Source organism: Halosimplex pelagicum (assembly GCF_013415905.1).
Classification (GTDB): Archaea; Halobacteriota; Halobacteria; order Halobacteriales; family Haloarculaceae; genus Halosimplex; species Halosimplex pelagicum.
This window is the reverse complement of sequence record NZ_CP058909.1, coordinates 64,804-87,629: the sequence shown is the minus strand read 5'-3', so window position 1 is coordinate 87,629 and position 22,826 is coordinate 64,804. Positions and strand designations below refer to the sequence as shown.

The 22,826-nt window shown below is 70.0% G+C and carries 29 protein-coding genes, 1 tRNA gene and 1 pseudogene; 22 read left to right on the top strand and 9 right to left on the bottom strand.

All coding sequences use genetic code 11. From position 1 onward, the window contains the following. Positions 1-63: 63 nt before the first annotated feature. From ileS to HZS54_RS00510, 4 genes are all read left to right on the top strand, one after another. Complete coding sequence (ileS, locus tag HZS54_RS00525) at positions 64-3,333, top strand: isoleucine--tRNA ligase (protein ID WP_179920028.1); 3,270 nt, start codon at positions 64-66, stop codon at positions 3,331-3,333. A 126-nt stretch (positions 3,334-3,459) separates the two neighbouring features. Beyond that, positions 3,460-3,879, top strand: coding sequence for a hypothetical protein (locus HZS54_RS00520; protein ID WP_179920027.1), 420 nt, complete (start codon positions 3,460-3,462; stop codon positions 3,877-3,879). A 157-nt stretch (positions 3,880-4,036) separates the two neighbouring features. Beyond that, positions 4,037-4,306 (top strand): hypothetical protein, encoded by a 270-nt coding sequence (locus HZS54_RS00515; protein ID WP_179920026.1) that lies wholly within the window; start codon positions 4,037-4,039, stop codon positions 4,304-4,306. Between the two features lie 94 nt (positions 4,307-4,400). Then, positions 4,401-4,682 carry a hypothetical protein gene (locus HZS54_RS00510; RefSeq protein WP_179920025.1) on the top strand — a complete coding sequence of 94 codons (282 nt, stop codon included), beginning with the start codon at positions 4,401-4,403 and terminating at the stop codon, positions 4,680-4,682. Between the two features lie 21 nt (positions 4,683-4,703). Here the strand turns inward: HZS54_RS00510 and rimI are convergent, their stop codons facing one another. From rimI to HZS54_RS00490, 4 genes are all read right to left on the bottom strand, one after another. Beyond that, positions 4,704-5,222: a ribosomal protein S18-alanine N-acetyltransferase gene (gene rimI / locus HZS54_RS00505; protein WP_179920024.1), complete on the bottom strand. Its 519-nt coding sequence runs from the start codon at positions 5,220-5,222 to the stop codon at positions 4,704-4,706. A gap of 259 nt (positions 5,223-5,481) precedes the next feature. Next, on the bottom strand, positions 5,482-5,823 hold the full coding sequence (locus HZS54_RS00500) for a DUF5615 family PIN-like protein (RefSeq protein WP_179920023.1): 342 nt from the start codon (positions 5,821-5,823) through the stop codon (positions 5,482-5,484). Then, positions 5,823-6,104, bottom strand: a complete 282-nt coding sequence (locus HZS54_RS00495) for a DUF433 domain-containing protein (RefSeq protein ID WP_179920022.1) — start codon at positions 6,102-6,104, stop codon at positions 5,823-5,825. The genes HZS54_RS00500 and HZS54_RS00495 overlap by 1 nt, the downstream gene beginning before the upstream one ends. Positions 6,105-6,200: 96 nt before the next feature. After that, a complete protein-coding gene (locus tag HZS54_RS00490) occupies positions 6,201-8,177 on the bottom strand; it encodes an aconitate hydratase (protein ID WP_179920021.1) in 1,977 nt (658 codons plus the stop codon). 252 nt (positions 8,178-8,429) lie between these two features. On the opposite strand from HZS54_RS00490, the gene HZS54_RS00485 reads away from it, so the two are divergent. The 3 genes from HZS54_RS00485 (at position 8,430) to HZS54_RS00475 (ending at position 10,119) form a co-directional block, all read left to right on the top strand. After that, complete coding sequence (locus HZS54_RS00485) at positions 8,430-8,933, top strand: deoxyuridine 5'-triphosphate nucleotidohydrolase (protein ID WP_179920020.1); 504 nt, start codon at positions 8,430-8,432, stop codon at positions 8,931-8,933. A gap of 412 nt (positions 8,934-9,345) precedes the next feature. Then, positions 9,346-9,630: a HalOD1 output domain-containing protein gene (locus HZS54_RS00480; protein WP_179920019.1), complete on the top strand. Its 285-nt coding sequence runs from the start codon at positions 9,346-9,348 to the stop codon at positions 9,628-9,630. A gap of 102 nt (positions 9,631-9,732) precedes the next feature. Further along, positions 9,733-10,119, top strand: coding sequence for a methylglyoxal synthase (locus HZS54_RS00475; protein WP_179920018.1), 387 nt, complete (start codon positions 9,733-9,735; stop codon positions 10,117-10,119). 372 nt (positions 10,120-10,491) lie between these two features. On the opposite strand, the gene HZS54_RS00470 is transcribed toward HZS54_RS00475, so the two are convergent. After that, positions 10,492-11,493: a CPBP family intramembrane glutamic endopeptidase gene (locus HZS54_RS00470; RefSeq protein WP_179920017.1), complete on the bottom strand. Its 1,002-nt coding sequence runs from the start codon at positions 11,491-11,493 to the stop codon at positions 10,492-10,494. A gap of 163 nt (positions 11,494-11,656) precedes the next feature. On the opposite strand from HZS54_RS00470, the gene HZS54_RS00465 reads away from it, so the two are divergent. The 3 genes from HZS54_RS00465 to HZS54_RS00455 all read left to right on the top strand — a co-directional run bounded on the left by HZS54_RS00465 (position 11,657) and on the right by HZS54_RS00455 (position 13,785). Then, positions 11,657-12,310 carry an HVO_0476 family zinc finger protein gene (locus HZS54_RS00465; RefSeq protein WP_179920016.1) on the top strand — a complete coding sequence of 218 codons (654 nt, stop codon included), beginning with the start codon at positions 11,657-11,659 and terminating at the stop codon, positions 12,308-12,310. A 1-nt stretch (position 12,311) separates the two neighbouring features. Then, positions 12,312-12,938 carry a protein-L-isoaspartate(D-aspartate) O-methyltransferase gene (locus tag HZS54_RS00460; RefSeq protein WP_179920015.1) on the top strand — a complete coding sequence of 209 codons (627 nt, stop codon included), beginning with the start codon at positions 12,312-12,314 and terminating at the stop codon, positions 12,936-12,938. 100 nt (positions 12,939-13,038) lie between these two features. Beyond that, the gene (locus HZS54_RS00455; protein ID WP_179920014.1) at positions 13,039-13,785 is read left to right on the top strand and encodes a protein-L-isoaspartate O-methyltransferase family protein; all 747 of its coding nucleotides are present in this window, start codon (positions 13,039-13,041) and stop codon (positions 13,783-13,785) included. Positions 13,786-13,799: 14 nt separating this feature from the next. Here HZS54_RS00455 and HZS54_RS00450 read toward each other — a convergent pair whose 3' ends face one another. Then, entirely contained in the window at positions 13,800-14,249 is a 450-nt protein-coding gene (locus tag HZS54_RS00450) for a DUF7382 domain-containing protein (protein WP_179920013.1), read from the bottom strand. Between the two features lie 160 nt (positions 14,250-14,409). Between HZS54_RS00450 and HZS54_RS00445 the strand changes: the two genes are divergently transcribed. Next, on the top strand, positions 14,410-14,823 hold the full coding sequence (locus HZS54_RS00445) for a fluoride efflux transporter FluC (RefSeq protein ID WP_179920012.1): 414 nt from the start codon (positions 14,410-14,412) through the stop codon (positions 14,821-14,823). Further along, positions 14,811-15,167 carry a fluoride efflux transporter CrcB gene (gene crcB, locus HZS54_RS00440; RefSeq protein WP_179922899.1) on the top strand — a complete coding sequence of 119 codons (357 nt, stop codon included), beginning with the start codon at positions 14,811-14,813 and terminating at the stop codon, positions 15,165-15,167. Before HZS54_RS00445 ends, crcB begins: the two co-directional genes overlap by 13 nt. On the opposite strand, the pseudogene HZS54_RS26140 reads toward crcB, so the two are convergent. Continuing rightward, positions 15,149-16,207: pseudogene (locus HZS54_RS26140) on the bottom strand (outer membrane protein assembly factor BamB family protein); the annotation flags it as partial. The gene crcB and the pseudogene HZS54_RS26140 overlap by 19 nt on opposite strands. Before the next feature lie 461 nt (positions 16,208-16,668). On the opposite strand from HZS54_RS26140, the gene HZS54_RS00430 reads away from it, so the two are divergent. Next, positions 16,669-16,845, top strand: a complete 177-nt coding sequence (locus tag HZS54_RS00430) for an HVO_0416 family zinc finger protein (protein WP_179920011.1) — start codon at positions 16,669-16,671, stop codon at positions 16,843-16,845. Positions 16,846-17,032: 187 nt separating this feature from the next. Here HZS54_RS00430 and HZS54_RS26135 read toward each other — a convergent pair whose 3' ends face one another. After that, the gene (locus HZS54_RS26135; RefSeq protein ID WP_246391743.1) at positions 17,033-17,698 is read right to left on the bottom strand and encodes a RodZ family helix-turn-helix domain-containing protein; all 666 of its coding nucleotides are present in this window, start codon (positions 17,696-17,698) and stop codon (positions 17,033-17,035) included. Positions 17,699-17,811: 113 nt separating this feature from the next. On the opposite strand from HZS54_RS26135, the gene HZS54_RS00420 reads away from it, so the two are divergent. Next, positions 17,812-17,884 (top strand) — tRNA-Arg (locus tag HZS54_RS00420). An 83-nt stretch (positions 17,885-17,967) separates the two neighbouring features. Here HZS54_RS00420 and HZS54_RS00415 read toward each other — a convergent pair. Continuing rightward, on the bottom strand, positions 17,968-18,687 hold the full coding sequence (locus HZS54_RS00415) for a DUF5518 domain-containing protein (RefSeq protein WP_179920010.1): 720 nt from the start codon (positions 18,685-18,687) through the stop codon (positions 17,968-17,970). 161 nt (positions 18,688-18,848) lie between these two features. Between HZS54_RS00415 and HZS54_RS00410 the strand changes: the two genes are divergently transcribed. The 8 genes from HZS54_RS00410 (at position 18,849) to HZS54_RS00375 (ending at position 22,744) form a co-directional block, all read left to right on the top strand. After that, complete coding sequence (locus tag HZS54_RS00410) at positions 18,849-19,196, top strand: cupin domain-containing protein (RefSeq protein WP_179920009.1); 348 nt, start codon at positions 18,849-18,851, stop codon at positions 19,194-19,196. Between the two features lie 77 nt (positions 19,197-19,273). Then, positions 19,274-19,648 (top strand): VOC family protein, encoded by a 375-nt coding sequence (locus HZS54_RS00405; RefSeq protein WP_179920008.1) that lies wholly within the window; start codon positions 19,274-19,276, stop codon positions 19,646-19,648. Between the two features lie 32 nt (positions 19,649-19,680). Further along, positions 19,681-20,151, top strand: a complete 471-nt coding sequence (locus tag HZS54_RS00400) for a DUF6653 family protein (RefSeq protein WP_179920007.1) — start codon at positions 19,681-19,683, stop codon at positions 20,149-20,151. Positions 20,152-20,216: 65 nt separating this feature from the next. Beyond that, positions 20,217-20,720 carry a DUF6653 family protein gene (locus HZS54_RS00395; protein WP_179920006.1) on the top strand — a complete coding sequence of 168 codons (504 nt, stop codon included), beginning with the start codon at positions 20,217-20,219 and terminating at the stop codon, positions 20,718-20,720. Positions 20,721-20,752: 32 nt separating this feature from the next. After that, positions 20,753-21,373, top strand: a complete 621-nt coding sequence (locus HZS54_RS00390; RefSeq protein ID WP_179920005.1) for a DUF309 domain-containing protein — start codon at positions 20,753-20,755, stop codon at positions 21,371-21,373. 98 nt (positions 21,374-21,471) lie between these two features. Then, positions 21,472-22,299: an HVO_2922 family protein gene (locus HZS54_RS26615; protein ID WP_179920004.1), complete on the top strand. Its 828-nt coding sequence runs from the start codon at positions 21,472-21,474 to the stop codon at positions 22,297-22,299. Positions 22,300-22,349: 50 nt separating this feature from the next. Continuing rightward, positions 22,350-22,556: a YgaP-like transmembrane domain gene (locus tag HZS54_RS00380; protein ID WP_179920003.1), complete on the top strand. Its 207-nt coding sequence runs from the start codon at positions 22,350-22,352 to the stop codon at positions 22,554-22,556. Positions 22,557-22,597: 41 nt separating this feature from the next. Continuing rightward, positions 22,598-22,744, top strand: coding sequence for a DUF7563 family protein (locus HZS54_RS00375; RefSeq protein WP_167837492.1), 147 nt, complete (start codon positions 22,598-22,600; stop codon positions 22,742-22,744). Positions 22,745-22,826: the final 82 nt, after the last annotated feature.

Below are 22,826 nucleotides of genomic sequence, written 5' to 3'. Positions count from 1 at the left end.
CCCGCCGGTCTCGTCGGTCGCGTAACCGAAGTTTCCAAGAGCGTCGGGCGGGTCCTTCGAGGTATGAGCACGGACGACGCCGACGGAGACGGGGAACCCGCGGCCCGCACGGAGCGGTTCGGGGACGTGCCCGACCAGTACGACCCCGACGCGGTCGAGGACCGGGTGTTCGACTACTGGGACGCCGTCGACGCCTACGAGCGGACTGTCGAGCACCGCGCCGACGGCGAGGACTACTTCTTCGTCGACGGCCCGCCGTACACCTCCGGGTCGGCCCACATGGGAACTACCTGGAACAAGACGCTGAAGGACTGCTACCTCCGCTATCTCCGCATGCAGGGGTACGACGTGACCGACCGGCCGGGCTACGACATGCACGGCCTGCCCATCGAGACGCGCGTCGAGGAGCGCCTGGACTTCGAGAACAAGAAGGACATCCAGGAGTTCGGCGAGGACGCCTTCATCGAGGAGTGCAAGGCCTACGCCGACGAGCAGCTGGAGGGGCTCCAGAGCGACTTCCAGTCCTTTGGCGTCTGGATGGACTGGGACGACCCCTACAAGACGGTCGAGCCCGAGTACATGGAGGCGGCGTGGTGGGGTTTCGAGAAGGCCCACCAGCGCGGCCTCGTCGAGCAGGGCCAGCGCTCCATCTCCCAGTGTCCCCGCTGCGAGACCGCTATCGCCAACAACGAGGTCGAGTACGAGGACGTCGAGGACCCCTCGATCTACGTCAAGTTCGACTTAGAGGGGCGCGAGGGGAGCCTCGTCATCTGGACGACGACGCCGTGGACCGTCCCCGCCAACACGTTCGTCGCGGTCGACGGCGAGGGCGAGTACGTCGGCGTCGACGCCGAGCGCGACGGCGAGACCGAGCGGCTCTACGTCGCCGCGCCGAAGGTCGAGAGCGTCCTCGCCGCGGGTCGCTACGACGACTACGAGGTCGTCGAGGAGCTGACCGGCGAGGACCTGGTGGGCTGGAGCTACGAGCACCCGCTACGCGAGGAAGTGCCCGACGCGCCCGACGGCGAGGGCGCGCTGGAAGTCTACACCGGCGAGTACGTCGACACCGAGGGCGACGGCACGGGACTCGTCCACTCCGCGCCCGGCCACGGTGAGGAGGACTTCGAGCGCGGGACGGAACTCGGACTGGACATCTTCTGTCCGGTCGGCGCCGACGGCGTCTACGACGAGTCGGCCGGCCAGTACGCCGGCGAGTTCGTCAAAGAGGCCGACCAGGAGATCATGGACGACCTGGCGGCCAACGGCGCGCTACTGGCCGAGCAGACGACCACCCACAGCTACGGCCACTGCTGGCGCTGCGACACGGGGATCATCCAGATCGTCACCGACCAGTGGTTCATCACGGTCACCGACATCAAGGACGAACTCCTCGACAACATCGAGGATTCGGAGTGGCACCCCCAGTGGGCGCGCGACAACCGCTTCCGCGACTTCGTCGAGGACGCGCCCGACTGGAACGTCTCCCGGCAGCGCTACTGGGGCATCCCGATCCCGATCTGGATACCCGACGACTGGTCGGGGGAGATGCGCGACGCCATCGTCGTCCCCGACCGCGAGGAACTGGCCGAGCGGGTCGACCAGGATATCGACCCCGACAGCGTCGACCTGCACAAGGACACCGTCGACGACCTGACGATCACCGAGGACGGCGTCACCTACGAGCGCGTCCCGGACGTGTTCGACGTGTGGCTGGACTCCTCGGTCGCGACGTGGGGCACGCTGAACTACCCCGAGGACGACAGCCGCTTCGACGACCTGTGGCCCGCCGACCTCATCATGGAGGCCCACGACCAGACCCGCGGGTGGTTCTGGTCGCAACTCGGCATGTCCACCGCCGCGACCGGCGAGATCCCGTACAAGCAGGTCCTGATGCACGGCTACGCCAACATGCCCGACGGCCGGGGGATGTCCAAGTCGAAGGGCATCCTCGTCGACCCCCACGAGGTCATCGACGAGTACGGCGTCGACCCGATGCGGCTGTTCCTCCTGTCGGTGACCGCCCAGGGCGAGGACATGAACTTCTCGTGGGACGAGACCCAGGAGATGCAGCGCCGGCTCAACATCCTCTGGAACGTCGCGCGGTTCCCGCTGCCGTACATGCGCGCCGACGACTTCGACCCCGAGGCGACGACCCTGGCGGACGTGGCCGACGACCTCGAACTCGTCGACGAGTGGGTGCTCTCGCGGCTCCAGACCGTCGAGGCGGAGATGACAGCGGCGATGGAGGACTTCGAGAACGACCGCGCCGCCAACGCCCTGATCGACTTCGTCGTCGAGGACGTGTCCCGGTTCTACATCCAGGTCGTCCGCGAGCGCATGTGGGACGAGGCCGACTCGCCGAGCAAGCAGGCGGCCTACGCGACGCTGTACACCGTCCTCGAAGAGGTCGCCGCGCTGTTCGCGCCGTTCACTCCCTTCGTCGCCGAGGAGGTGTACGGGTCGCTCACCGGCGACGCCGGTCATCCGACGGTCCACATGTGCGACTGGCCAGAGCCCGACGACGACTACCGGGACGTGGGCCTGGAGGAGGACATCGAGGTCGTCCGCGCCGTCGAGGAGGCGGGCTCGAACGCTCGCCAGCAGGCCGAGCGCAAACTGCGCTGGCCGGTCGAGCGCGTCGTCGTCGACGTGGACCCCACGGACGAGGCCGACGCGACCGACGTGGCCGACACCGTCGAACGCCACGCCGACATCCTGGCCGACCGGCTCAACGCCCGCGCGGTCGAGGTCGTCGGCCCCGACGGCGAGTGGGGCGAACTCTCCTACTCCGCCGAGGCCGACATGAGTCTCCTGGGTCCCGAGTTCGGCGACGACGCCGGCCGCGTCATGGGCGCGCTCAACGACGCCCGCGTCGCCGAGCCGACCGTCGAGGCACTGGAATCGGCCGTCGCCGACGCGCTCGGCGAGTCCGTCGACCTCGACGCGGAGATGGTCGAGTTCGTCCGGCACACGCCCGACGGCGTCGCCGGGTCGGAGTTCGCCGCGCTCGACAGCGAGGGCGTCGTCTACGTCGACACCGCCCTGACGGAGGACATCGAGAGCGAGGGCTACGCCCGCGAGGTCATCCGCCGCGTCCAGGAGATGCGCAAGGAGCTCGAACTCGACATGGAGGAATCGATCCGCCTGGAGTACGCGGTCCGCGACGACCGCGTGGCCGACCTCGTCGCCGACCACGCCGACCTGATCGCCGACGAGGTGCGCGCGACCGAAGTCGGTGACGTGGCCGACGGCCACCGCAAGACCTGGGACGTGGAGGACACCGAGGTCGAGATCGCCATCGAGCCGCTCGCCACGGCCGAAGCGTCGGACTGACCGGTTCGCGCTCGATCCCCCGTTTTCCACCACCTCCCTCGTCCTACCGAGAGCGTCGACGGCGACCGAAGCCGGACTCGAACACCGGTCAACAGACTGAACAGTATCCGTCGTCAACACCGTCGCGTGAGCGCGGACCGCGTCCACCTCTGGATCGCCGCGGTGCTGGCGAGCTGTGCGAGTCTGCTGGCCGGGCTCGCCGGCTGGGCGCTCGTCGCCACCGACCCGACGGGACTCGCACAGCTCGCCTATCTCGCCGCCGCCGTCGCGACCCTCGCCGGAGCGGTCGCGAGCGGGCTCGTAGTTCGCCAGCGACTGACGGGTCGCGGCGACGTCGACGAGGCCATCGCGCGCCACGGGACGGTCGTCTGTCTCGCGAGCGGGACGGTCCTCTCCAGCACGACCGCGGGCGTCGACGAGCCGGACTGGATGCTGTTGTTCCTCGGGCTCGGCCTCGGTACCGCCGCGGTCGGCGTCGCGATGGTCGCCGTCGCGCCCAGGGCGATCCGCTCCCGGATCGGCCTCGACGCCGGCTGGTCGAACTGAGCGGTCGCGTCGCCAGAACCGCCGTCGCGAACGCCGACTCGTCGGACCGGCGCTGCCGGGGCTCCCGAGTCGCGCTGTTCGGCGGAGACGAACCCGAGGTGAGACCGGTTCACGCGCGGCCCTCGTGCTTATCATCTGGTGCCGAAAAACGCCGCCCATGAGACGCGAGGCTGTCGCGGCCACGCTCGACGAACGACTCGCCGCGTTCGTGACGACCGGCGAGGACGCTCTCGCGGACGGTCTGTTCGGGCCGGATCCCTGCGAGGCGGCGCGTCGCCGCGTGGGCGACGTCGTCCTCAGCCACCGCGAACGCACCGTCTGGTACGACGACGCGGACCGCCTGGGGTTCGTCGGCAACCACGGCGCCCTCCACCCCGAAGAGATGCTCGTGCCCTTCGCCGCTGCGAGGGTCTCGACGCTCCAGTGACGACCGCGGTTCGACGGTGAGTCCCGCCGCCCACAGCCACAGATCCGACTCACCGACCGCAACGTACACGGCGGACCCCGACCACCAACACACCATGTCACCGACGGTCCACGCCCTGCGCAACGAGATCCGCGTCTCGGTCGGCCGCTTCGAGCGCGAGGTGTCGAGTTCGTTCACCAAGGAGGCCCTCTCGGCCATCTGCGACGCCGTCGACGCCGATATCGACGCGGACAGCCAGCCCTCGAAGCCGGCGATGCGGACGGCGATCCGCGGGGCAGTCGAGGGGCTGGACGGCGACGGCGAGGACAGTGGCGACTCCTTCAGAAAGGCGGACCTGCAGGCGATCGCGGAGGAACTGCGGGACGACGAGCAGTAGGACCGCGACTGCCGCCGTCGTTCAGAACTCCCGGACCATCACGAGGGCGTCCTCGCCGTTGGAGTAGTAGCGGGGGAGCGTCCCGTGGTGTTCGAAGCCGAAGCCGCGGTACAGCCGCTTGGCCGTCTCGTTGGACTCCCGGACTTCGAGTTTCACCGAGCCGACGTTCTCGGTCGCGAGGACGGTCAGCGCCTGCTGGAGCAGCCGGCGGCCGACGCCCCGGCCGCGACACTCCTCGGCGACGGCGATGTCCTTGATGTGTCCGAGCGACTCCCCGTGGTTGGGGACCTCGTCGGCGACGACGTAGCCGACGACGCGGCCGTCGTCGCCGACCGTCGCCGTCTCCCTGGAGTCGGCGTCGTCGCGGACCTGCGCGACCAGAAAGCCGGGTTCGTCGAGGAACCGCTCGAACGCCGAGAAAGGCCACGGCTGGGGGAACGCCTCCTGCTCGATGTGGAAGACGGCGAGCAGGTCCGCTCGCTCGGCCTCGCGGACGCGTACGTCCGAGCCCGACTCCTCGTCCGCTGGGACGGTCGTCACTGTCGCCCGGTAGGTGGTGGGCCTACAAATGTCTACTGCCGGCGGGCGAATCCGCGACCGGCGTCCGGCGCCGCGGCCCGAGCGCCGCCGGGACGGACTCGGCCGGTCTCTCACGAAAAACCACGCGACACCGCCGTGATCAGAAAATTCTTAACGGACACCCGCCCACCAGCGAACGCACCCGAAATGGGTGCCACCCCACCCTCCCCACCCCACCCACTCTCTTTCCGTTTCCGGGATTCGACCGGCGCCCAGACGGTCAAAGCCAGTTCCGACTCACGTACTCCAGCGTCACGTCCGACTGGTCGATATATCCGGCCATCTCGTGGACGGCGTCGCCGACTTCGCTACTCGAAAGCGTCTGATCGCGCTGGAAGAGAACACCGGGGACCCGATCGAAATCGATCGCAGTGAAGAAATCATCGTCCTGGGTCAGTACGAGGCGGTTCGTCTCACTGGCGTACGCCGCGATATCGTCGTCCGCTGCTCCCAGCCCCAGCTCCGGCACGTCGCCGATCCACTCGACGTCGTGGCCGAGCTTTCGGAGGTAGCGGATCGCGGCCTTCTCGACGTTTTCGTCGGCGAGCAGGCGGTACGCCATCAGCCGCGAACGTCGTCCGGGTCCGTCGTCAGGTGCCGGTGGTTCTCGACGGCCGCCTCGCGCTCGCGCTCTACCGCCCGCATCTCCGCTGGGTTGTCGTGGTAATACGTGAGCGCCCTGTACACGTCCGCCACGTCGAGGTCGTGGCGGTCCGCGACCGTCCGCGGGTCGAGTCCGCGATCCTCGACCTGCGCCTTGACGAACCGGACGGTCGTCCGTCGCCCTTCGAGGTGGGGTTCGTCGTGGAGTTCGCGGACGATTCGCCTCGCGACCTGGCTCATACGCCTACTTGCTCGCCACCGTACTTGAACCTCGGGCTCACCACTGTAGCCACTGACCGGACAGCCAGCGAAAAAATTCGAGGTGTGTCGAGCCGATCAGTCGTCGGCGGTCGCGGCGCCGTCGTCGGCGTCGTACTGCTGTTTGACGTGGGTGAGCTTGCCGCCGTCGGCGAGGATCTCGCGTTCGCGCTCGGAGGCGTCGAGGTTGGCGGTCGCCTCCCAGTCGTCGTTGATCCGGATGGTGATGTCTTCCTGGCCGGTGCGGACGGCCTCGGCCACGTCGTCGACGATCTCGACGGAGTCGCCCTGGTCGATGTCCTCGTAGGTGTCCTCGTCGATGGTCAGCGGCACGATGCCGAAGTTGAAGAGGTTCGCCTTGTGGATGCGGGCGAAGCTCTGTGCGAGGACGGCGTCGATGCCGAGGTACATCGGACACAGGGCCGCGTGCTCGCGCGAGGAGCCCTGGCCGTAGTTCTCACCGGCGAGCAGGAGCCCGCCGTCGTTCTCGAGCGCGCGCTCGGGGAACGTCTCGTCGACGCGGGTGAGCGTGAACTCCGAGAGCTTCGGGATGTTCGACCGGTACATCAGCACGTCCGCGTTGGCGGGGCTGATGTGGTCGGTCGTGATGTTGTCGGGCATCTTCAGCAGCACGTCGCCCTCCAGGTCGGCCGGGAGCGGGTCCTTCAGCGGCACGTCGCCGATGTTGGGGCCCTTGATGAGCTCGTCGTCGACGGCCTCGTCGGGCGTGATGAGGTCGGAGCTGCTGACGCCGACGTAGTTGTCGCCGAGTTCGAAGCCCGGGTCCTCCAGGTCGCCGAGTTCGTCGGCCAGGTCGCGCGGGTCGACGATCTCGCCCTTGAGGGCGGCCGCCGTGGCGACCTCGGGCGAGCAGAGGTAGACGGAGTCGTCCTCGATGCCGGAGCGACCCTCGAAGTTGCGGTTGAAGGTGCGCAGCGAGACGGAGTCCGAAGCGGGCACGTGGCCGTTACCGATACACGCGCCGCAGGTGGCCTCGGAGAAGTTGACGCCGGCGGCCATCATCTCCGCGGTCCAGCCCTCGCGGGCCAGCATCTCGGAGGCCTGCTTGGAGCCGGGCGCGACGATCATCTCGGTCGTCTTGTTGATCTCCCGGTCCTCCAGCATCTTCGCGGCCGGGAGGATGTCCTCGTAGGCGCCGTTCGTACAGGAGCCGATCATGACCTGGTCGACATCCGTGCCCTCGACTTCGCTGACGGGCACGACGTTGTCGGGCATCGACGGCTCGGCGATGAGCGGTTCGAGCTCCGACAGGTCGACCACGATCTCGTCGTGGTACTCGGCGTCCTCGTCGGGCGCGACCGCCTCGTAGTCCTCGGGGCGGCCGACGGCTTCGAGGTACTCCTCGGTCTTCTCGTCGGTCGGGAAGATCGAGGAAGTGGCACCGAGCTCGGTGCCCATGTTGGTGATGGTCGTCCGCTCGGGCACCGAGAGGCTCTCGACGCCGGGGCCGGTGTACTCGAAGATCTTGCCGACGCCGCCCTTCACGGAGAGGCGACGGAGCAGCTCGAGGATGACGTCCTTGGCGGTGGCCCACTCGGGGAGCTCACCCTCCAGGCGGACGTTGACGACCTCGGGCATGTCGATGTAGTAGGCGCCCCCGCCCATCGCGACGGCGACGTCGAGGCCGCCGGCACCGATGGCGAGTTCGCCCAGGCCGCCGGGCGTCGGTGTGTGGCTGTCCGAGCCGAGCATCGTCTTGCCCGGCGCGGCGAAGTTCTCCTTGTGGACGTTGTGGCAGATGCCGTTGCCCGGCCGCGAGAAGTGCGCGCCGAACTTGCCCGCCGCCGAACGGAGGAAGCGGTGGTCGTCCGTGTTCTTGAAGTCGAACTGGTAGGTCTGGTGGTCGCAGTACTGCGCCGCGACCTCGGTCTGGACGTCGTCGAGTTCGAGCGCCTCGAACTGCAGCCAGACGAGCGTTCCGGTCGTGTCCTGCGTGAGGACCTGGTCGACCTCGATCCCGATCTCCTCGCCGGGCTCGAGTTCGCCCTCGACGAGGTGGTCGTCGAGGATCTTCTCGGTGAGTGTCTGTCCCATAACGTCCCATAATGGCACACGAGCGGATATAAAACCCGCGAGTCGCCGCGAGTGTTGTCAGATGTCACGGATTCGCCGTCCTGCGATTTCGACCATCGTCGTTCGCTGTCACGACTAACGTCGCCGTCGGGTGTTCGGCTTCGGTGAACGGAACCGGTACGCGAGCGGTCGCGGGGTCGGCCGTCGGGACCGCTCGGCGGCGGGCGCCGCCCGGAGCGAAACGGCTTTGCGGACGAGGGGTCCACGGCCGGTATGTTCCGGAGCGGGCGGTTCGTCGCCGACGCCCTCGGCGACGTGGACGACGAGCAGGTACAGCCCAACGGCGTCGACCTGCGGCTCGGCGCCGTCTACGAGCAGGTCGAACCCGGGAGAGTCGGCACCGACGGCAAGACCGTCGGCGAGCGCCGCGAACTCGACCCCGACGAGGGCGGCGACGGCGACGGGGGCGACGGCGACGAGAAGACGGCGGTCTACCGGCTGGACCCCGGCGGCTACGTCGTCGGTTACGCCGACACCGTCCGGATCCCGGAGGGCCACGTCGGCTTTCTCTACCCGCGGTCGTCGCTGCTGCGCAACTCCTGCATGCTCGACACCGCGGTCTGGGACGCCGGCTACGAGGGCCGCGGCGAGGGGCTGCTGGAGGTGTACCACCCGGTCGAACTCGAACGCGGCGCCCGGATCGCCCAGCTGGTCCTCGCCGAGGCGAACCACGCCGACACCTACGACGGGAGCTACCAGCGCGAAGGGATCGAGTGACCGCGGCCGGTCTCGACGACGGGCGACCCGTCCGACAGTTAAGAGTGCTTGTTCAACCAGGCCGAAAGATTAATCGAGGCTGTGGTGAATTGTACGAACGGTGTTGGGGGGAGCCAACCGGACCGTGCCTCTGACATCCAATTCCGGACGACGCCTCCAACACCGATGTATCGGGGCGTTCCCCGATTTCTCTCGGATCTTCCCGTTCGCTCGTGACGCCTCGTCCGCGAGCGGGCCGTCCGGACCCGACGCGGACAGCAGCGGGTCCGCGAAGCGGGCGAAGCGGGACGTGAAAAACGCTCCCGCCGGCGGGCGCGTCGTCGCTCGGAGTCGACGGACGGGGCGGGGCAGTTCTTTCAGAGCCTGAAATCGCAGTCGTAGTACTATATACCGCTACGGTGACGTACGGGGTATGCCAGCCAGTGAGGACCTGTACGTACTCGCCCCAGGGGAGGGCGAGGACGAGAGCGACGGGTGGGTCAGTCCACGACCGATCGACGAGGCCGTACGGGCGGCCGTGGCGGACGCGACGGACCTCGAACCCGACGAGATAGACGACGCCGAGTCCTACGTCGACCTCGACGAGATCGCGACGCTGCTCGACGGCGACGGCGAGGAGGAGTCGCTGACCTTCGCGGTCGAGGACCACGAGGTCGCGATCGACGGCGGCGGCCACGTCACCGTCGACCCCGAGTGAGCGGCCCGGGGCGAGCCGACCGCAGACCGCCGACCGGTGTCCGTTCGACCGGTCCGATAGCGGCGGGACAGGCCTAACCCCCCAGGGCGCGAACCCGTCGGTATGACGCGCCTGGCGCTCATCGCCCACGACGACGAGAAGCCCGAGATGATCGACCTCGCGGAGAGCTACGAGTCGCTGCTCGCCACCTTCGATCTCGTCGGGACGGGCACGACCGGCAAGCGAGTGGCGGAGGAGACCGGACTCACCGTCGAACGCAAGGAGTCGGGGCCGATCGGCGGCGACGCCCAGATCGCCGCCGAGGTCGCCGAGGACCGCCTCGACGGGATCATCTTCCTCCGGGACCCGCTGACCGCCCAGCCCCACGAGCCGGACATCAGCGCCCTGTTGCGGATCTGCGACGTACACGACACGCCGCTGGCGACGACCCGGACCACCGCCGAGTACCTCCTTGACGGGCTGGCGGCCGATACCGAGACGATGGACTGAGCGAACGGAGTCGTTCGGGTGGGACGGCCACGACCCTGAGACGGCGTGGAAATCGGAACGAAATGGAACGGAGCGGATGGAGCGGAATGGAACGGAGCGGATGGAACGGGATGGGACGAGACGGGACGGGGACAGGGCGAGTGGAGGGCCGACAGCGGACAGGGGTGGGTTCGGAAGGCGTCCTGTCGTACGAACCCTCCTCATAAACCCCTTCGCGAGACTCAAACAGCCGTTGTACCTATCGACCGCCGCCGCGGACCGCCGGTGCGGCGGTGACACCGCGGCACCGATCCACCTCGACGGGATCGTCGCCGGACCCGGTCGACGCCGACGGCGACCCAACCGAACCGCCGTCGACCGAGCGAGCCGCTTTCAGACGCTTTCCGCGCCGGAGTCCGCCCGTCCCGACTCGCCGGGATAGAGCCAGTCGGTCCGGACGAACAGGACGGCGGCGACGGCGAACCACGGGACGACGCCGATCAGGCCCACGGGCGTCGGGCCGAACACGCGGTTCGGCACGGCGGTGGCGAACAGCGTCGCGAGACCGGCGCTGCCGTTTATCATCGCGTGGCCGACGACGGCGGGGAAGACGCTCCCGCTCCGGAGCGTGACCCAGCCGAGGAACACGCCCAGCCCGACGGTCGCGACGGTCATCGCGACCAGGCCGAGCCACGGCGCGGCGGTGTAGTCCAGCCCGTAGTTGTACCCCATCGCGATGACCGGCCAGTGCCAGACGCCCCAGACGACGCCGTGGGCGAGCAGCGCCCGCCGCCAGCCCAGCGGCGCGAGCTTCGGCAGCAGGTAGCCGCGCCAGCCGAACTCCTCGCCGAAGGTGGCGACGCCGTTCAGCAGCGGGGCGGCCACGAGCGCCTGGACGATCTGCACCGCGAGAAACGCCGTCGGCGACAGCGGGACCGCCTGTCCGGTCTGTTCTTCCACCGTCGCCAGCAGGTCCGCGACCGCCGCCATCCCACCGAACCGGCCCGGGAAGACGAGGAAGTACAGGGCCGCGCCGGCGAAGATCAGCACCAGCGGGCCGACCCAGCCCAGCAGCCACGGGAGCGGCCGCGTCCGCACGCGCAGGAGCATCTCCCCGCGGTCGAACCCCTCGTCGGTGAGCCACCGCGTCGCCAGGTGGGCGACGGCCGGCCCCCACATGTACGGGCCGGCGAGCAGGACCAGCCACAGCGGGATCCCGAGCGCCAGCGTCGGTCCGGCGCCGATACCTCCCAGCGCGTAGATGACGGCGGCCGTCGCCCACGAGACGCCGAACGCGACGCCGAGGAAGACGGCGATCCGGCGTCGCTGCAGTCGTCCCCCGTCCCCGAGCCCCTCCCGCCACTCGCCGCTCGGATCCCCCGATTCGGGTACCATGCCGCGTTCGTTCGATCCCGGGCACCGTGAATATTCGCCCCGTACCGGGATCGCCGAGGGCGAACACGCTCCCTTCCCCGGTCGGGCCGACGGCGGGCCCGGCCACGGGGGGACTGGGAGTCGACTCAGCGGACTTTTACGCGCTGGGGGGCAACACGGAGGTATGACCGAGTCCGCAGAGCGGGTCGCCGTCGCCTGCCCGTCGTGTTCGCCCTCGCTGGAGACGGTTCACGAGGTGCTCACGACCGGCGGCGGCCACGCCACGATCCGCTGTACCGACTGTGGCCACACCCACAAGCAGCAACTGGAGTCGACGACCGAGTACGAACGCGACGTGGTCGTCTCCCAGGACGGCGATTCGTTCACCGCCACCGCCGACGTGCCCGAGGGCGAGCAGTTGGCCGTCGGCGAGGAGTTCCTCCTCGAGACCGACGAGGCGATCGTGACCGCCCGGATCACCAGCCTCGAACTCGACGGCGAGCGGCGCGTCGAGGAGACGACCGCCGAGGAGGTCGGGACCATCTGGACCCGCGCGGTCGGCAACGTCAGCGTCAACCTGACGCTGCACCCGAAGGATGGCACCCACGACGAGACGGAGTCGATGACCGTCCAGGTGCCCGGCGACTACGAGTTCGTCGTCGGCGAGACCGACGAACTCGGCGGCGAGGAGTTCACGATCGAGGGGATCCACATCCGCGACGACGCCGTCGGCTACGAGTACGACAAGCTCGACTTCGACGGCGACAGCGCGTTCGCGAAGGACATCAACCGGTTGTACGCGCGCGACGAGTCCTCGTCGGCCTGGTCGGCGTGGTAGCGTGGACTTCGCGGCCGCCCGCGAGCGGCTAGTCGAACGGCTCGCGGAGGACGGTCGGATCGACGACGACCGCGTCCGCGAGGCCGTCGCCGCCGTCCCGCGCCACGAGTTCGTCCCCGCCGAGCGCCGCGAGGACGCCTATCGCGACACGCCGCTGCCCATCGGCGAGGGCCAGACCATCAGCGCCCCGCACATGGTCGCGATCATGGCCGACCTGCTCGATCCCGCCCCCGGCGACGACGTACTGGAGGTCGGCACCGGCTGCGGCTACCACGCCGCCGTCACGGCCGAACTCGTCGGCGCCGAACACGTGTTCTCCGTCGAATACCACGACTCGCTGGCCGACGAGGCTCGCGAGCGACTGGACCGGCTGGGCTACGGCGAGGTCTCGGTGCGGGCGGGCGACGGCAAGGACGGGTGGGCCGACCACGCCCCCTACGACCGCGCGTATCTCACCTGTGCCGGGCCGGAGCTCCCCGAGGCCGTCGTCGAGCAGGTCCGCCCCGGCGGATATCTGCTCGCGCCCATCGGCGACCGGCGCCAGACGCTCGTCCGCGCCCGCCGCCGGGCCGACGGGTCGCTGGAGCGCGACGAGCACGGCGGCGTCCGGTTCGTCGAGCTGCAGTAAGCGGACGGATCGCCGAGGCCGCCGCTCGGTGGGCCCGACCGGCGGGTCCGCCGGCGGTCGGTCCGCGTGATTCATTACCGTCGAGGGCGGACGAGCGAGCATGGACCCCGCGGTGTTGCGCGACGATATGGTCGACAGCCTGGAACACGAGAGCAAGGGCTGTCTCCGGAGCGAGGCCCTCTCCGTCGCGATGCGCGAGGTGCCCCGGGAGGCGTTCGTCGCGGAGGACCGCGGCGCCTACGCCGACCGGCCGTTCGAACGGCTGGGGACCCGCGTGCTCGCGCCGAGCACCGTCGCGCGACTGCTCGAAGCGCTCGACGTGCGGGAGGGCGACTCCGTCCTCGTCGTCGGCGCGGGCGTCGGCTACACCGCAGCCGTCGTCGCCGAACTCGCCGGCGCCGAGCACGTCCACGCCGTCGACATCACGCGTCGACTGGTGATCGAGGCCAGAGGGAACCTCGCCGAGGCGGGTTACGGCGGCGTGCTCGTCGACCGCCGCGACGGCGCCGACGGGCTCCCCGAGTACGCGCCGTTCGACCGCATCCTGCTGGAGGCGGCGGCGGTCAGCCCGCCCGCGGCGCTGGTCGACCAGCTCGCCGAGGACGGCCGGCTGGTCATGCCCCACGGCACCGGCGAGCAACACCTCGCGATCGTCGAGGACGGGGAGGTCGCCGAGCGCCTCGGCGGCGTCGCCTTCCAGCCGATGCTCGTCGAGGGCGAACAGGCCGACACGGTCGAGCGCAACCGCACCCGGCGCGAGGACCGGGAGTTCGCCCGTCGCAACGCCGAGGGCCGCACCGGCTGGGAGCAGGAGTGGATCGACTGGGACGACGCGGTCCGGCGCTGAGCCGGTCGCGACGGCTATCCTCCCGCCACGACCAGCACCTCCGTGTTCCCGCGCTCGTCGGCGTACTGCCCGCCCGCGGGCGGTTTCACGTCGAACTGTATCGTCCCTTCCTGTTGATTCGGCCCGAGCGACGGCGACAGCGACAGCGTCGCGGTCCCGTTGGCGTCCGTCCGCGCGGTCGCCACCGACCCGAGGGTCGCGGTGCCGCCGGACGCGACGACGGTCGCGTTGGCGATGCGGTCGCCGTTCGGACTGACGACCTCGACGGTGAGGTCGGTGCTGGCCTCGTCGATCACCTCCGGCGTCGGTTTCACGTCGAGTTCGGTGACGCCCAGGGTCTGGATCCCGCCGAGCGTGTTCATCATGACGCTCAGGCTTGCGACCCCGACGACCAGGGCGATGACGAGTCTGATGGGCAGTCCCTCGATGGCGCGTTCGTCTCCCGCGAGCGCTCGTGGCTCCATGGACGGCCCTGGTCCCGTTCCCGGGCATAAACGCTCGTGCGAAGGTTTTCCACGGATCGGGCGGGAAGCTTCGCGGTCGTCGATCCCCGGCCGTTCGAACGGCACTCAGCGAGCGTCGAATGGAAACACAGGAGTAGCGGCGGACGGTCCGTTGGGGCGAATGGCCGACGACCACGCGCTGGCCCGGCTGGAACCGCTCGCGCTCGTCGCCGTCGGGGGCTTCGCGGGCGCGGCGCTACGGTACGCGCTCGCGCTCGCGCTCCCCGGAACCTTCCCGTGGGGAACGCTCGCCGTCAACGGCCTGGGGAGCTTCGCGCTCGGCGTCGTCCTGTACGAACGGCACTTCGCCGACGCGCTCAGCGCGGAGACGCGGCTGGTCGTCGGCACCGGATTCCTCTCCTCGTTCACGACCTACAGCACGTTCGCCGTCGAGACGACGCGACTGGCGGGATCGGCGGGTCCGGAACTGGCCGCGAGCGGGCCGACGCTGGCGGCCGCCAACGTCGCCGCGAACTACGCGGTCGGGATCGCCGGCGTCCTCTGTGGCCGCTGGCTCGCGAGGTGGGTGTCGTGAACCCGGTCGTCCTCGTCGGCCTCGGCGGCGTCGCGGGCGCGCTCGCTCGCCATCTGCTCGGCGAGCGCATCGACGCCCGCACCGGCGACACGCTGGCGGTGAACGTCCTCGGAAGTCTCGCGCTCGGGGCGATACTGGCGGCGCCGGTCGGCGAAGGCGCGGTGCTCGCGCTCGGGACCGGCTTCTGCGGCGCGTTCACGACCTTCTCGACGTTCGCCTTCGAGACCGTGCGGCTGTTCGAGACCGGCGAGCGCCGCCGGGCGCTGGCGAACGCCGCGGTCAACCTGGTCGGCGCGCTCGCGGCCGTCTGGGTCGGATCGACGCTCGCGGCGGCGGTGTGGTGACCGCCCCGACTACTCGCCGAGCGCGTAGAAGGTGCCGTCTGGCTGCCGATGTAGACGCGGCCGCCGGCGACGACGGGCGCGGCCTCCTCGATGTTGTTGCTCGTGGCGAACGACCACTCCAGGTCGCCGGTGTCGGCGGTGACGGCGTAGACGTTGCCGTCGCGAGAGCCGACGTAGACGGTGCCGTCGGCGACGACCGGCGGCGCGGTGACGCCCCCGCTGGGGTCGGTCACTCGCCACATCTCCCGGCCGTCGTTGACGTCGAAGGCGAACAGCGTCCCCTCGCGGGTGCCGGCGAAGACGTGGTCCTCGGTCACGGCCGGCGTCGCCGCGAACGCCTCGCCCCGGGAGGTCTCCCAGCCGGTGCTGCCGCGGACGTTGACCTGCGTGAGGGTGTTGTTCTCGCTGGTGGCGAACAGGCGCCGGCTCCGGTGGGAGACGCCGTTGGCGCCCCCGTCGAGGTCCTTCGTCCACTGGAGGTCTCCCGAGGCGGTGACCGCGTAGAGCTCGTGGTCGGCGCTCGTGGCGTAGACCATCCCGTCGACGTAGACCGGCGGGGCGGTGATAACGCCGTAGGTGTTCTGGTTCCACTCCAGGCCGCCGTCGAGGGCGTCGAACTTGTAGAGCCGGCTGCTGGTCGACCCGACGTAGATGCCCCGGTCGACGACGACGGGCGCCGTGAAGTCCTCCGTCGACCCCAGGTCCCACTCCCAGAACACCGAGCCGTCGTCGGTGTTCAGGGCGTAGAACACGCCGTCGGTCGTCCCGAAGTAGGCGAACCCGCTGTCGATCGCCGCCGCGCTGGTGACCGGCGCGGCCAGGTCCTTCGACCACTTCGTCTCACCGGTCACGGGGTTCAGCGCGTGGAACGAGCCGTCGTCGTCGCCGGAACCGCCCGCGCCGACGTACAGCGTCCCGTCGGCCAGCACGGGCGTCGCGTTCACCTCGTCCTGGTCGAACTCCGCCCGCCAGTCGACTGTGACGCTCTCGTGTGGGCCCGTCGCCTCCGAGTGGTGGCCCCAGCGTTCGTCGTTGCGCATGAACGTCGGCCACGACGCGAACGACGACGCGCCCGGCGTCGCCGTCGCGGTGGCCGTCGGTTCCGCCGTGTCGGTCGGCGTCGGCGTGTCCGTCGGCGTGTCCGTCGGCTCCGGTGTGTCGGTCGGCGTCGCCGCCGCGGTCGGCGTCGGCGTGTCCGTCGGCGTCTCTGTGCCCGCGTCCCCCGGTGTCGTCGTCGCGTCGCCGTCGGAACCGCACCCGCTCAGTCCGACCGTCGACGCACCCAGCACGGTCGCCAGGAATCGACGACGACTCGCCCGTTTCCGTGCCATGGCCGGTGTATCGGACAACTGTGGCATATGTCCTTGGGTTCGTTCGGTCGCCGACGCCCGGCACGCACCCGCTCCGACGGACCGGCTCGCGCCCCTCGAACCCCGAGTTAGTGTGCAAAGGTTTCGCATACCAATAGACCTATATGCTGGTGTGGTATAGCGTAGCACGTATGGCGTCCGCACCGAGCACCGACGACATGTTCGACGAGTTTCTGACCGACCGCGGACACGACGTCGAGGAGGCGGGCTGGGAAGAGAACTACAACAAGAAGCAGTGCCCCGACTGCGGGGGACTGCACGACTCGACCGCCACAGACTGCTCGGTATGCGGCTGGTCACCGGCGTAACGTCGTCCGAACACGATTCTCCGCGTTCTCTCGCCCGCAGTCGCCCACACGTCTCGCGTCGCTCGCGGGTGTTCCGTCGGCACGGGAGACACAGAGTGGTGCGAGCGCGCGCCGTCGTCTCGGGACCGCGAGCGCGCCGAGGTCGTTCACCCTCGCCGTCGACTGCAGTCACCCGTCTCGGGCGCGGTCACCGCGTCGTCGACGTGACGCGCGTGTCCTCCTCGCCGTGGCCGTGGACGACGGTGACGGTTTGGGGGAGCGCGCCGTCGAGTGTCACCGTCGCCTCGTAGTCGATCTCGGTGATGCACTGTGCGCAGGCCGTGTCCGTGCCCGCGTCGGACATCGAGCCGACGACGACGGTGAGTTCGTCGCCGTCCAGGCGCACGTCCGACAGGGCGGCCGTGTAACACGCGTCGTTGCCCCAGATCGTCCCGGTAACCGTCACCGTCGCGCCGTCCCCGTCGAAGGCGACCGAGGCGTCGTCGGTCTGTGTGCCACAGCCGCTGTCGGTGACATCGAACGACCGGTCGGCCACCCCGCTGGGCGTCGCCGACGGCTCGCCGTCGGGCGTCTCGCTCGCGGTGTCGTCCGGCGAGTCGCTCGGGGTGGCACTCGGGTCGTCGGTTCCATCTGGGTCGGGTTCGGTGACCGTGTCGCCGCTCCGGTCAGTCGGCGTCGCCGCCGGGTCGGTGGTCGCGGGGTCGTCGGACGGCGTGTCGGTGTCGGTCGGTTCGTCGGTCTCCGACGGTCCGTCCGTATCGGTGGGTGCTCCGCCCGATCCGTCGGACAGACAGCCGGTCAGGGCGAGCGTGCCCGCGGCGCCGAGGCCGCGGAGGAGGGTGCGTCGCTTCACGACCCGAGAGACGAGCGGTCTGATAAAGGGCCTTGTCGACGGTCAAGCGACCCTTTGACACTGCCCGGACGGATCGTAACCCCTTTACAATCAACCGCGGTACGTAGAAGTGAGTCCGGGTAGGGTAGTGGACTATCCTCTTGGCTTGCGGAGCCAGGGACCGGAGTTCGAATCTCCGCTCGGACGTTTCTGTCGACGCGACTCGCCGAGCTTCGCGTCCCTCGACGAGCGGGTTCGAGCGGTCATCGACGGCGGACGAGCGCCCGACCTCAGACGAACTTGTCGACGAGGAAGCCGCCGAGGGCGCCCAGTCCGGCGTTTATCGCCAGCGCGATCAGTTCGCCGACCGTGACGAACGCGACGAGGGCGACGCCGCCGCCGAGCTGGCCGATGGCGTCGGCGCCGGCGAGGAACCCGGCCGAAACGGCCACGAGCAGCGGGAGCGACAGCGCCCAGCCGAGGAACGCGGCGACGGCGCCGATACGCAGGCCGGAGCCGTCCTCGCCGTACAGGTACGCCGCGACGCCGCCGCCCGCGACCGCCGCGCCGGGGATGAACGAGACCAGCGCCGTCACCGCGGCGCCGTAGACGGCGCAGGCGCGGAACGTCGCGGTCGTCCCGCCCTCGCGAGCGACCCGGCGGCGGGTGCGCCGGCGCGCGACGACGAACGCCGCGGCGGCGACGACCAGCACGAGCCCGGTCACGGCGATGCCAGCGGCGAGCCAGTCGACGAACGGCACGCCGGCGGTGACGGCCTCCGCGGGCGTGATGCCGTTCACCTCCACCCCCTCGCTGGTGACGAAATCGGTGAGCAGCGCTCGGTCGACGCGGGCGTACATCGCGGCGCCGACCGCCGTCAGCGCGAGTCCGATCAGTCCGGTCACGATACCCAGTATCCAGTCGACCGCCGCCGGCACGGGGTCGCGTCCGTCCGTCGATCCGTCGGTCGCCGGTCGGCCGGCGTTGTGTACGGTTTCGGTGTCCGTCATATCTCCCGATAGGACCCCCTACCGGTTATACCTGAAAGCCTCGCTTCGCGGCCGGAAGCGCGGCGAACCGTTTAAGTTGTTCCGCGGAACGGACCGGTGAGTCGGGGACCGAGCCGGTGAGAGGCCCCCAGAGATATGTTCCGAGCGGCCGACTCCCCGGCATGGAACGAGTCAGTTTCGACGACGCGGAGACGTACGAACCGGACGAGGGGTGGCGCCGCGTCGCGCTGGCGGGCGACGACGACGTGAGCCTGGAGTACTTCGAGAAGCCGCCCGGGCATAGCTCACCGATGCACGACCACGAGAACGGACAGGTGTGTCTCGTTCTCGACGGCGAGCTGACCGTGCATACGGACGAGGCCAGTGAGCGCCTCGAACGGCACGACTCGGTGTGGCTCGACCCGTGGGAGGCCCACCGCGTCGAGAACGAGAGCGAGGAACCGGCGGTCGGCCTCGACATCTTCGTGCCCGGCCGCTCGTTCGACTTCTGGACCGACCGGGAGGAGTGAGCGGCGGGACCGGCGGCCGTCCGCGAGCGCGAGCCGTCGCGGTGCGTTTAAGCCCCGACTCTGCGACGGGTCTCCCGATGACACTCAGACACACGTCCATCCGCGTCGCGGACATCGAGGCGACCGTCGACTTCTACGCCGACCTCGTGGGCTACGAGGTCCTGCGGGAGTTCGAGACCGACGACGGCACGCGCAACGTCTTCATCGGCGACCCCGCCGACGAGGACACCGACGACCCGGCCGCGCTCCAGCTGGTCGAGGCCGACGGCCCCGTCGACACCGGCGACTTCGAGCACGTCGCGGTCACCGTCGACGACGTGGACGCGGCGCTCGAATCCCTGGACGACGAACGGGTCGACGACGGCCCGATCACGATGGAGGAGTTCGACTCCCGCGTCGCCTTTATCACCGGTCCGGAGGGCTGGGGCATCGAACTCGTCGAGGACCTGTAAGGACTTTTGACCGTCCCCTGCGATGGGGGCCTATGGACGAGTCGATCCGAGCGCGGGCCTGGCGTACGTTCTGGGACCGCCACGCCAACCCCTGGAGCGGGTGGTCGCGGACGCTGACGCTGCCGGCGCTGCTGTACGCGGTGTATCACCGCCGGTGGCGACTGCTCGCCGCGACGGTCGCGTTCACCCTCGCCAACCCCGTTCTCTTCCCGAAGCCCGACGACGCCGACGCCTGGATGACGAAGGTGGTCCTCGCCGAGCGGCGCTGGCGCGAGAGCGGCGACCGACTGGGCGCGCTCCAACTGCTCAACGTCGGGAACGGACTGGCGACGCTGTACGCCGTCTACGCCGCCTACCGCCGCGACGTGGGCGGTGCCACTGTCGCGGGCGCGGTCGGGATGACGCTGAAACTCGCGTTCGTCGACGCGCTGGTGCGGCGCTACGAGGACGAGATCGAGTGGCCGACGGCGCCGCCGCACTCGTCCGACCCGGTCGCGGAGTGACGACCCGGTCGCCATCCGCCGGATCGGACCCCACGCTTATTGCCGTCTGTTACCAAGTCACTGGCGTGTCGACCACAGTGCCATCGGAACGACTCGCAGAGTTCCTCTGGGAACGGCACGCCAACCCCTGGAGCGGGTGGACGCGCGTGTTCGCGTTCCCGGTGCTGGTGTACGCTATCCTGACGCGGCGCAAGCGGTTGCTGGTCGCGGCGGTCGCGGCCATCGCCGTCAACCCGGTCGTGCTCCCCCAGCCCGACGACGCCCAGGCCTGGACGAGCGACGTGATCCAGGCCGAGCGCTACTGGGTCGACCGCGGGAAACACGGCGCACTCCTCCGGTCGTTAGACGCCGCGACGCTGCCGGTGACCGTCGGCGCCCTGTACGCCGCCTACCGGCGCAAGCCGAAGTCGACCGCCGTGCTGACCGCCCTCTCGATGGCGCTGAAGTTCGCGTTCGTCAACGCCCTGGTCCGCCACTACGAGGCCGCGACCGAGGGCGGCGCCGCTGTGGCCGAAATCGGTGGACCCGACGACACGACCGGGGGCCCCGACGACGACGCCGGCCCGTAGGTGTTTTCGCCCCGGCGCCCTCACTCGTCGCCATGGACGCACAGCTCCGTGCGGGCGTCGCCGTCTACAACGCCGGCCGCTACCACGCCGCCCACGACGCCTGGGAGGAGGAGTGGCTCGCCCTCGACGAAGGCGATGACGAGCGCTTGCTCCACGGGCTCATCCAGTTCACCGCCGCCGTCCACCACGCCCGGCATCGCAACTGGTCGGGCGCCACCGGCCTCGCCGCGAGCGCGGGCGAGTACCTCGCGGACCTCCCCGCCGACTACCGCGGCGTGAACGTCGGTCGCGTCCGCGAGTACCTCGCCGCCCTCGAACGGGACCCCGAGCGCATCGAGCGAGCGCCCGCGCCCGCGCTCACCTACGAGGGCGGACCGCTCGCGCTCGCGGACCTCGATTTCGAGTCGAGCGCCGTCGCCGCCGAGGTGCTCGCGGAGGAGCTGGGCTACGACGAAGGCGTGATCGAGCGCGCGGTCGAGTTCGCCCGCGCGGATCTCGAATCCGGCGACGAGGGCAGCCAGTTCGTCACGTTCGTCCTCGACTTCGTCCGCGACCCCGACAGCCGGCCGATCGTCGCTCAGCGACTCTCCGAGCACGTCGACCGGCGGGAGCACCGCGAGTCCGACGTGGACGGGCTGTTCGACGAGCGGTGAGCGGCAAGTCACCCCGAGTCGCCCCGGCTCCCGCGTCGTCGCGGCCCGCGACGGCGCGCCGGTCAACTGTTTTCCGCGCGGGACCCCTACCTCGACGCATGCCCGACGATCACGCGACCGACGAGGCGTCCGATGACGAACCCCGCGAGGTGCCCTCGGACGACGCCGACGAGGCGTTCGAGAGCGAGCGGACGGCGACGCGGGCCGAAGCGGCCGCGGCCCTCCGGGACCTGGCCGACGGCGTCGACGCCGGGGCGGTCGCCCTCGGCGAGGGGGAAGACGCCCTCACCGCCGCCGTGCCCGACGCCTTCGAGTTCGAGGTCGAGTACGAGCGCGAGGACGACGAGGTCGAGATCGAGGTCGAACTGGAGTGGGCGCCCGGCGACGAACCCGGCGAACCCGGCGTCGATTCGGCGAACGAAGCCATCGACGCGAGCGAGTCGGGCGAGGGGGACGAACCGGCCGCCGAGCGACCGGCCGTCGAGACCGCCACGGTCGCCGCCGCCGGAGCGGAACCGGTAGCTGAGACCGCCGGGAGCGAATCGGCGGACGGCGAAGCCGGGTCGGACGATTCCGGGGCCGAACCGGACGATTCCGATGCAGAGCCGGCCGCCGACGAGGAGCCCGCTGCGGAAGCGGACGGATCGAGCGACACCGTCGACGACTCGGCGGTCACGGTCCCGGGGGTCGCGCCGACCGGGGAGCGGCCGGCCGCGTCGGTCGTCGCGGCCGCGGCGCCGGTGGTGAGTCAGGCGCGGTTCGAGCTGTTCCGCGACCGGGCCGACGAGTGGCGCTGGCGGCTCGTCCACCGCAACGGCAACGTCATCGCGTCCAGCGGCGAGGGCTACACCCGCAAGCACAACGCCGAGAAGGGGATGCGCAGCGTGATGGCCAACGCGTCCGGTGCCGAGGTCGTCGAGGACTGAGCGGGAGCGGCGTCGGTGGCTTTGAGACGGTGGCGCCCCAACGGCCGCGTATGGAATCCAACGTCGGCGGACGCGACCGTCTGGCCCGTGGAATCGTCGCGGTGCTACTGACCCTCGTCGCGGTGAGGGCGCTCGCGAGTGGCGAGCGCTCGCGGGGCCTCCTGCTGGGCGTCGCCGCGCTCGGCCTGGGGTTCAACGCCGTGACGTGTTTCTGCGGGCTGAATCGGGCGCTCGGGATCGACACGACGAGCGAGTGAGCGAAAACAAGCGTTATCCGTCTGTTCGCACACGTATCGGTGTGCCCACTTGCCGGAACTGCGACGCCGTCGTGACGAAATCGTACGTGCGAGTGTTCGCGCCGAACGGGATGGATCAGCCGCGCGTCTGCCCGAACTGCGAGGACAAGACCCGCGACAAGGGCGACGTGCGAACCAAACGAAACTAACCGCCGGTCCCGCGGTCGACGACCGCGGACTGGATCGAAATTTTCCCCTCCGAGTAGTCCGCGGTTTCCCGTCCCCGGGCGG

Coding starts and splice junctions, on each gene's coding strand:
- ileS (WP_179920028.1), top strand. CDS start 64: ATGAGCACGGACGACGCCGACGGAGACGGGGAACCCGCGGCCCGCACG.
- HZS54_RS00515 (WP_179920026.1), top strand. CDS start 4,037: ATGAGACGCGAGGCTGTCGCGGCCACGCTCGACGAACGACTCGCCGCG.
- HZS54_RS00510 (WP_179920025.1), top strand. CDS start 4,401: ATGTCACCGACGGTCCACGCCCTGCGCAACGAGATCCGCGTCTCGGTC.
- HZS54_RS00500 (WP_179920023.1), bottom strand. CDS start 5,823: ATGGCGTACCGCCTGCTCGCCGACGAAAACGTCGAGAAGGCCGCGATC.
- HZS54_RS00495 (WP_179920022.1), bottom strand. CDS start 6,104: ATGAGCCAGGTCGCGAGGCGAATCGTCCGCGAACTCCACGACGAACCC.
- HZS54_RS00490 (WP_179920021.1), bottom strand. CDS start 8,177: ATGGGACAGACACTCACCGAGAAGATCCTCGACGACCACCTCGTCGAG.
- HZS54_RS00485 (WP_179920020.1), top strand. CDS start 8,430: ATGTTCCGGAGCGGGCGGTTCGTCGCCGACGCCCTCGGCGACGTGGAC.
- HZS54_RS00480 (WP_179920019.1), top strand. CDS start 9,346: ATGCCAGCCAGTGAGGACCTGTACGTACTCGCCCCAGGGGAGGGCGAG.
- HZS54_RS00475 (WP_179920018.1), top strand. CDS start 9,733: ATGACGCGCCTGGCGCTCATCGCCCACGACGACGAGAAGCCCGAGATG.
- HZS54_RS00470 (WP_179920017.1), bottom strand. CDS start 11,493: ATGGTACCCGAATCGGGGGATCCGAGCGGCGAGTGGCGGGAGGGGCTC.
- HZS54_RS00465 (WP_179920016.1), top strand. CDS start 11,657: ATGACCGAGTCCGCAGAGCGGGTCGCCGTCGCCTGCCCGTCGTGTTCG.
- HZS54_RS00455 (WP_179920014.1), top strand. CDS start 13,039: ATGGACCCCGCGGTGTTGCGCGACGATATGGTCGACAGCCTGGAACAC.
- HZS54_RS00450 (WP_179920013.1), bottom strand. CDS start 14,249: ATGGAGCCACGAGCGCTCGCGGGAGACGAACGCGCCATCGAGGGACTG.
- HZS54_RS00445 (WP_179920012.1), top strand. CDS start 14,410: ATGGCCGACGACCACGCGCTGGCCCGGCTGGAACCGCTCGCGCTCGTC.
- HZS54_RS00430 (WP_179920011.1), top strand. CDS start 16,669: ATGGCGTCCGCACCGAGCACCGACGACATGTTCGACGAGTTTCTGACC.
- HZS54_RS00415 (WP_179920010.1), bottom strand. CDS start 18,687: ATGACGGACACCGAAACCGTACACAACGCCGGCCGACCGGCGACCGAC.
- HZS54_RS00410 (WP_179920009.1), top strand. CDS start 18,849: ATGGAACGAGTCAGTTTCGACGACGCGGAGACGTACGAACCGGACGAG.
- HZS54_RS00405 (WP_179920008.1), top strand. CDS start 19,274: ATGACACTCAGACACACGTCCATCCGCGTCGCGGACATCGAGGCGACC.
- HZS54_RS00400 (WP_179920007.1), top strand. CDS start 19,681: ATGGACGAGTCGATCCGAGCGCGGGCCTGGCGTACGTTCTGGGACCGC.
- HZS54_RS00390 (WP_179920005.1), top strand. CDS start 20,753: ATGGACGCACAGCTCCGTGCGGGCGTCGCCGTCTACAACGCCGGCCGC.
- HZS54_RS26615 (WP_179920004.1), top strand. CDS start 21,472: ATGCCCGACGATCACGCGACCGACGAGGCGTCCGATGACGAACCCCGC.
- HZS54_RS00380 (WP_179920003.1), top strand. CDS start 22,350: ATGGAATCCAACGTCGGCGGACGCGACCGTCTGGCCCGTGGAATCGTC.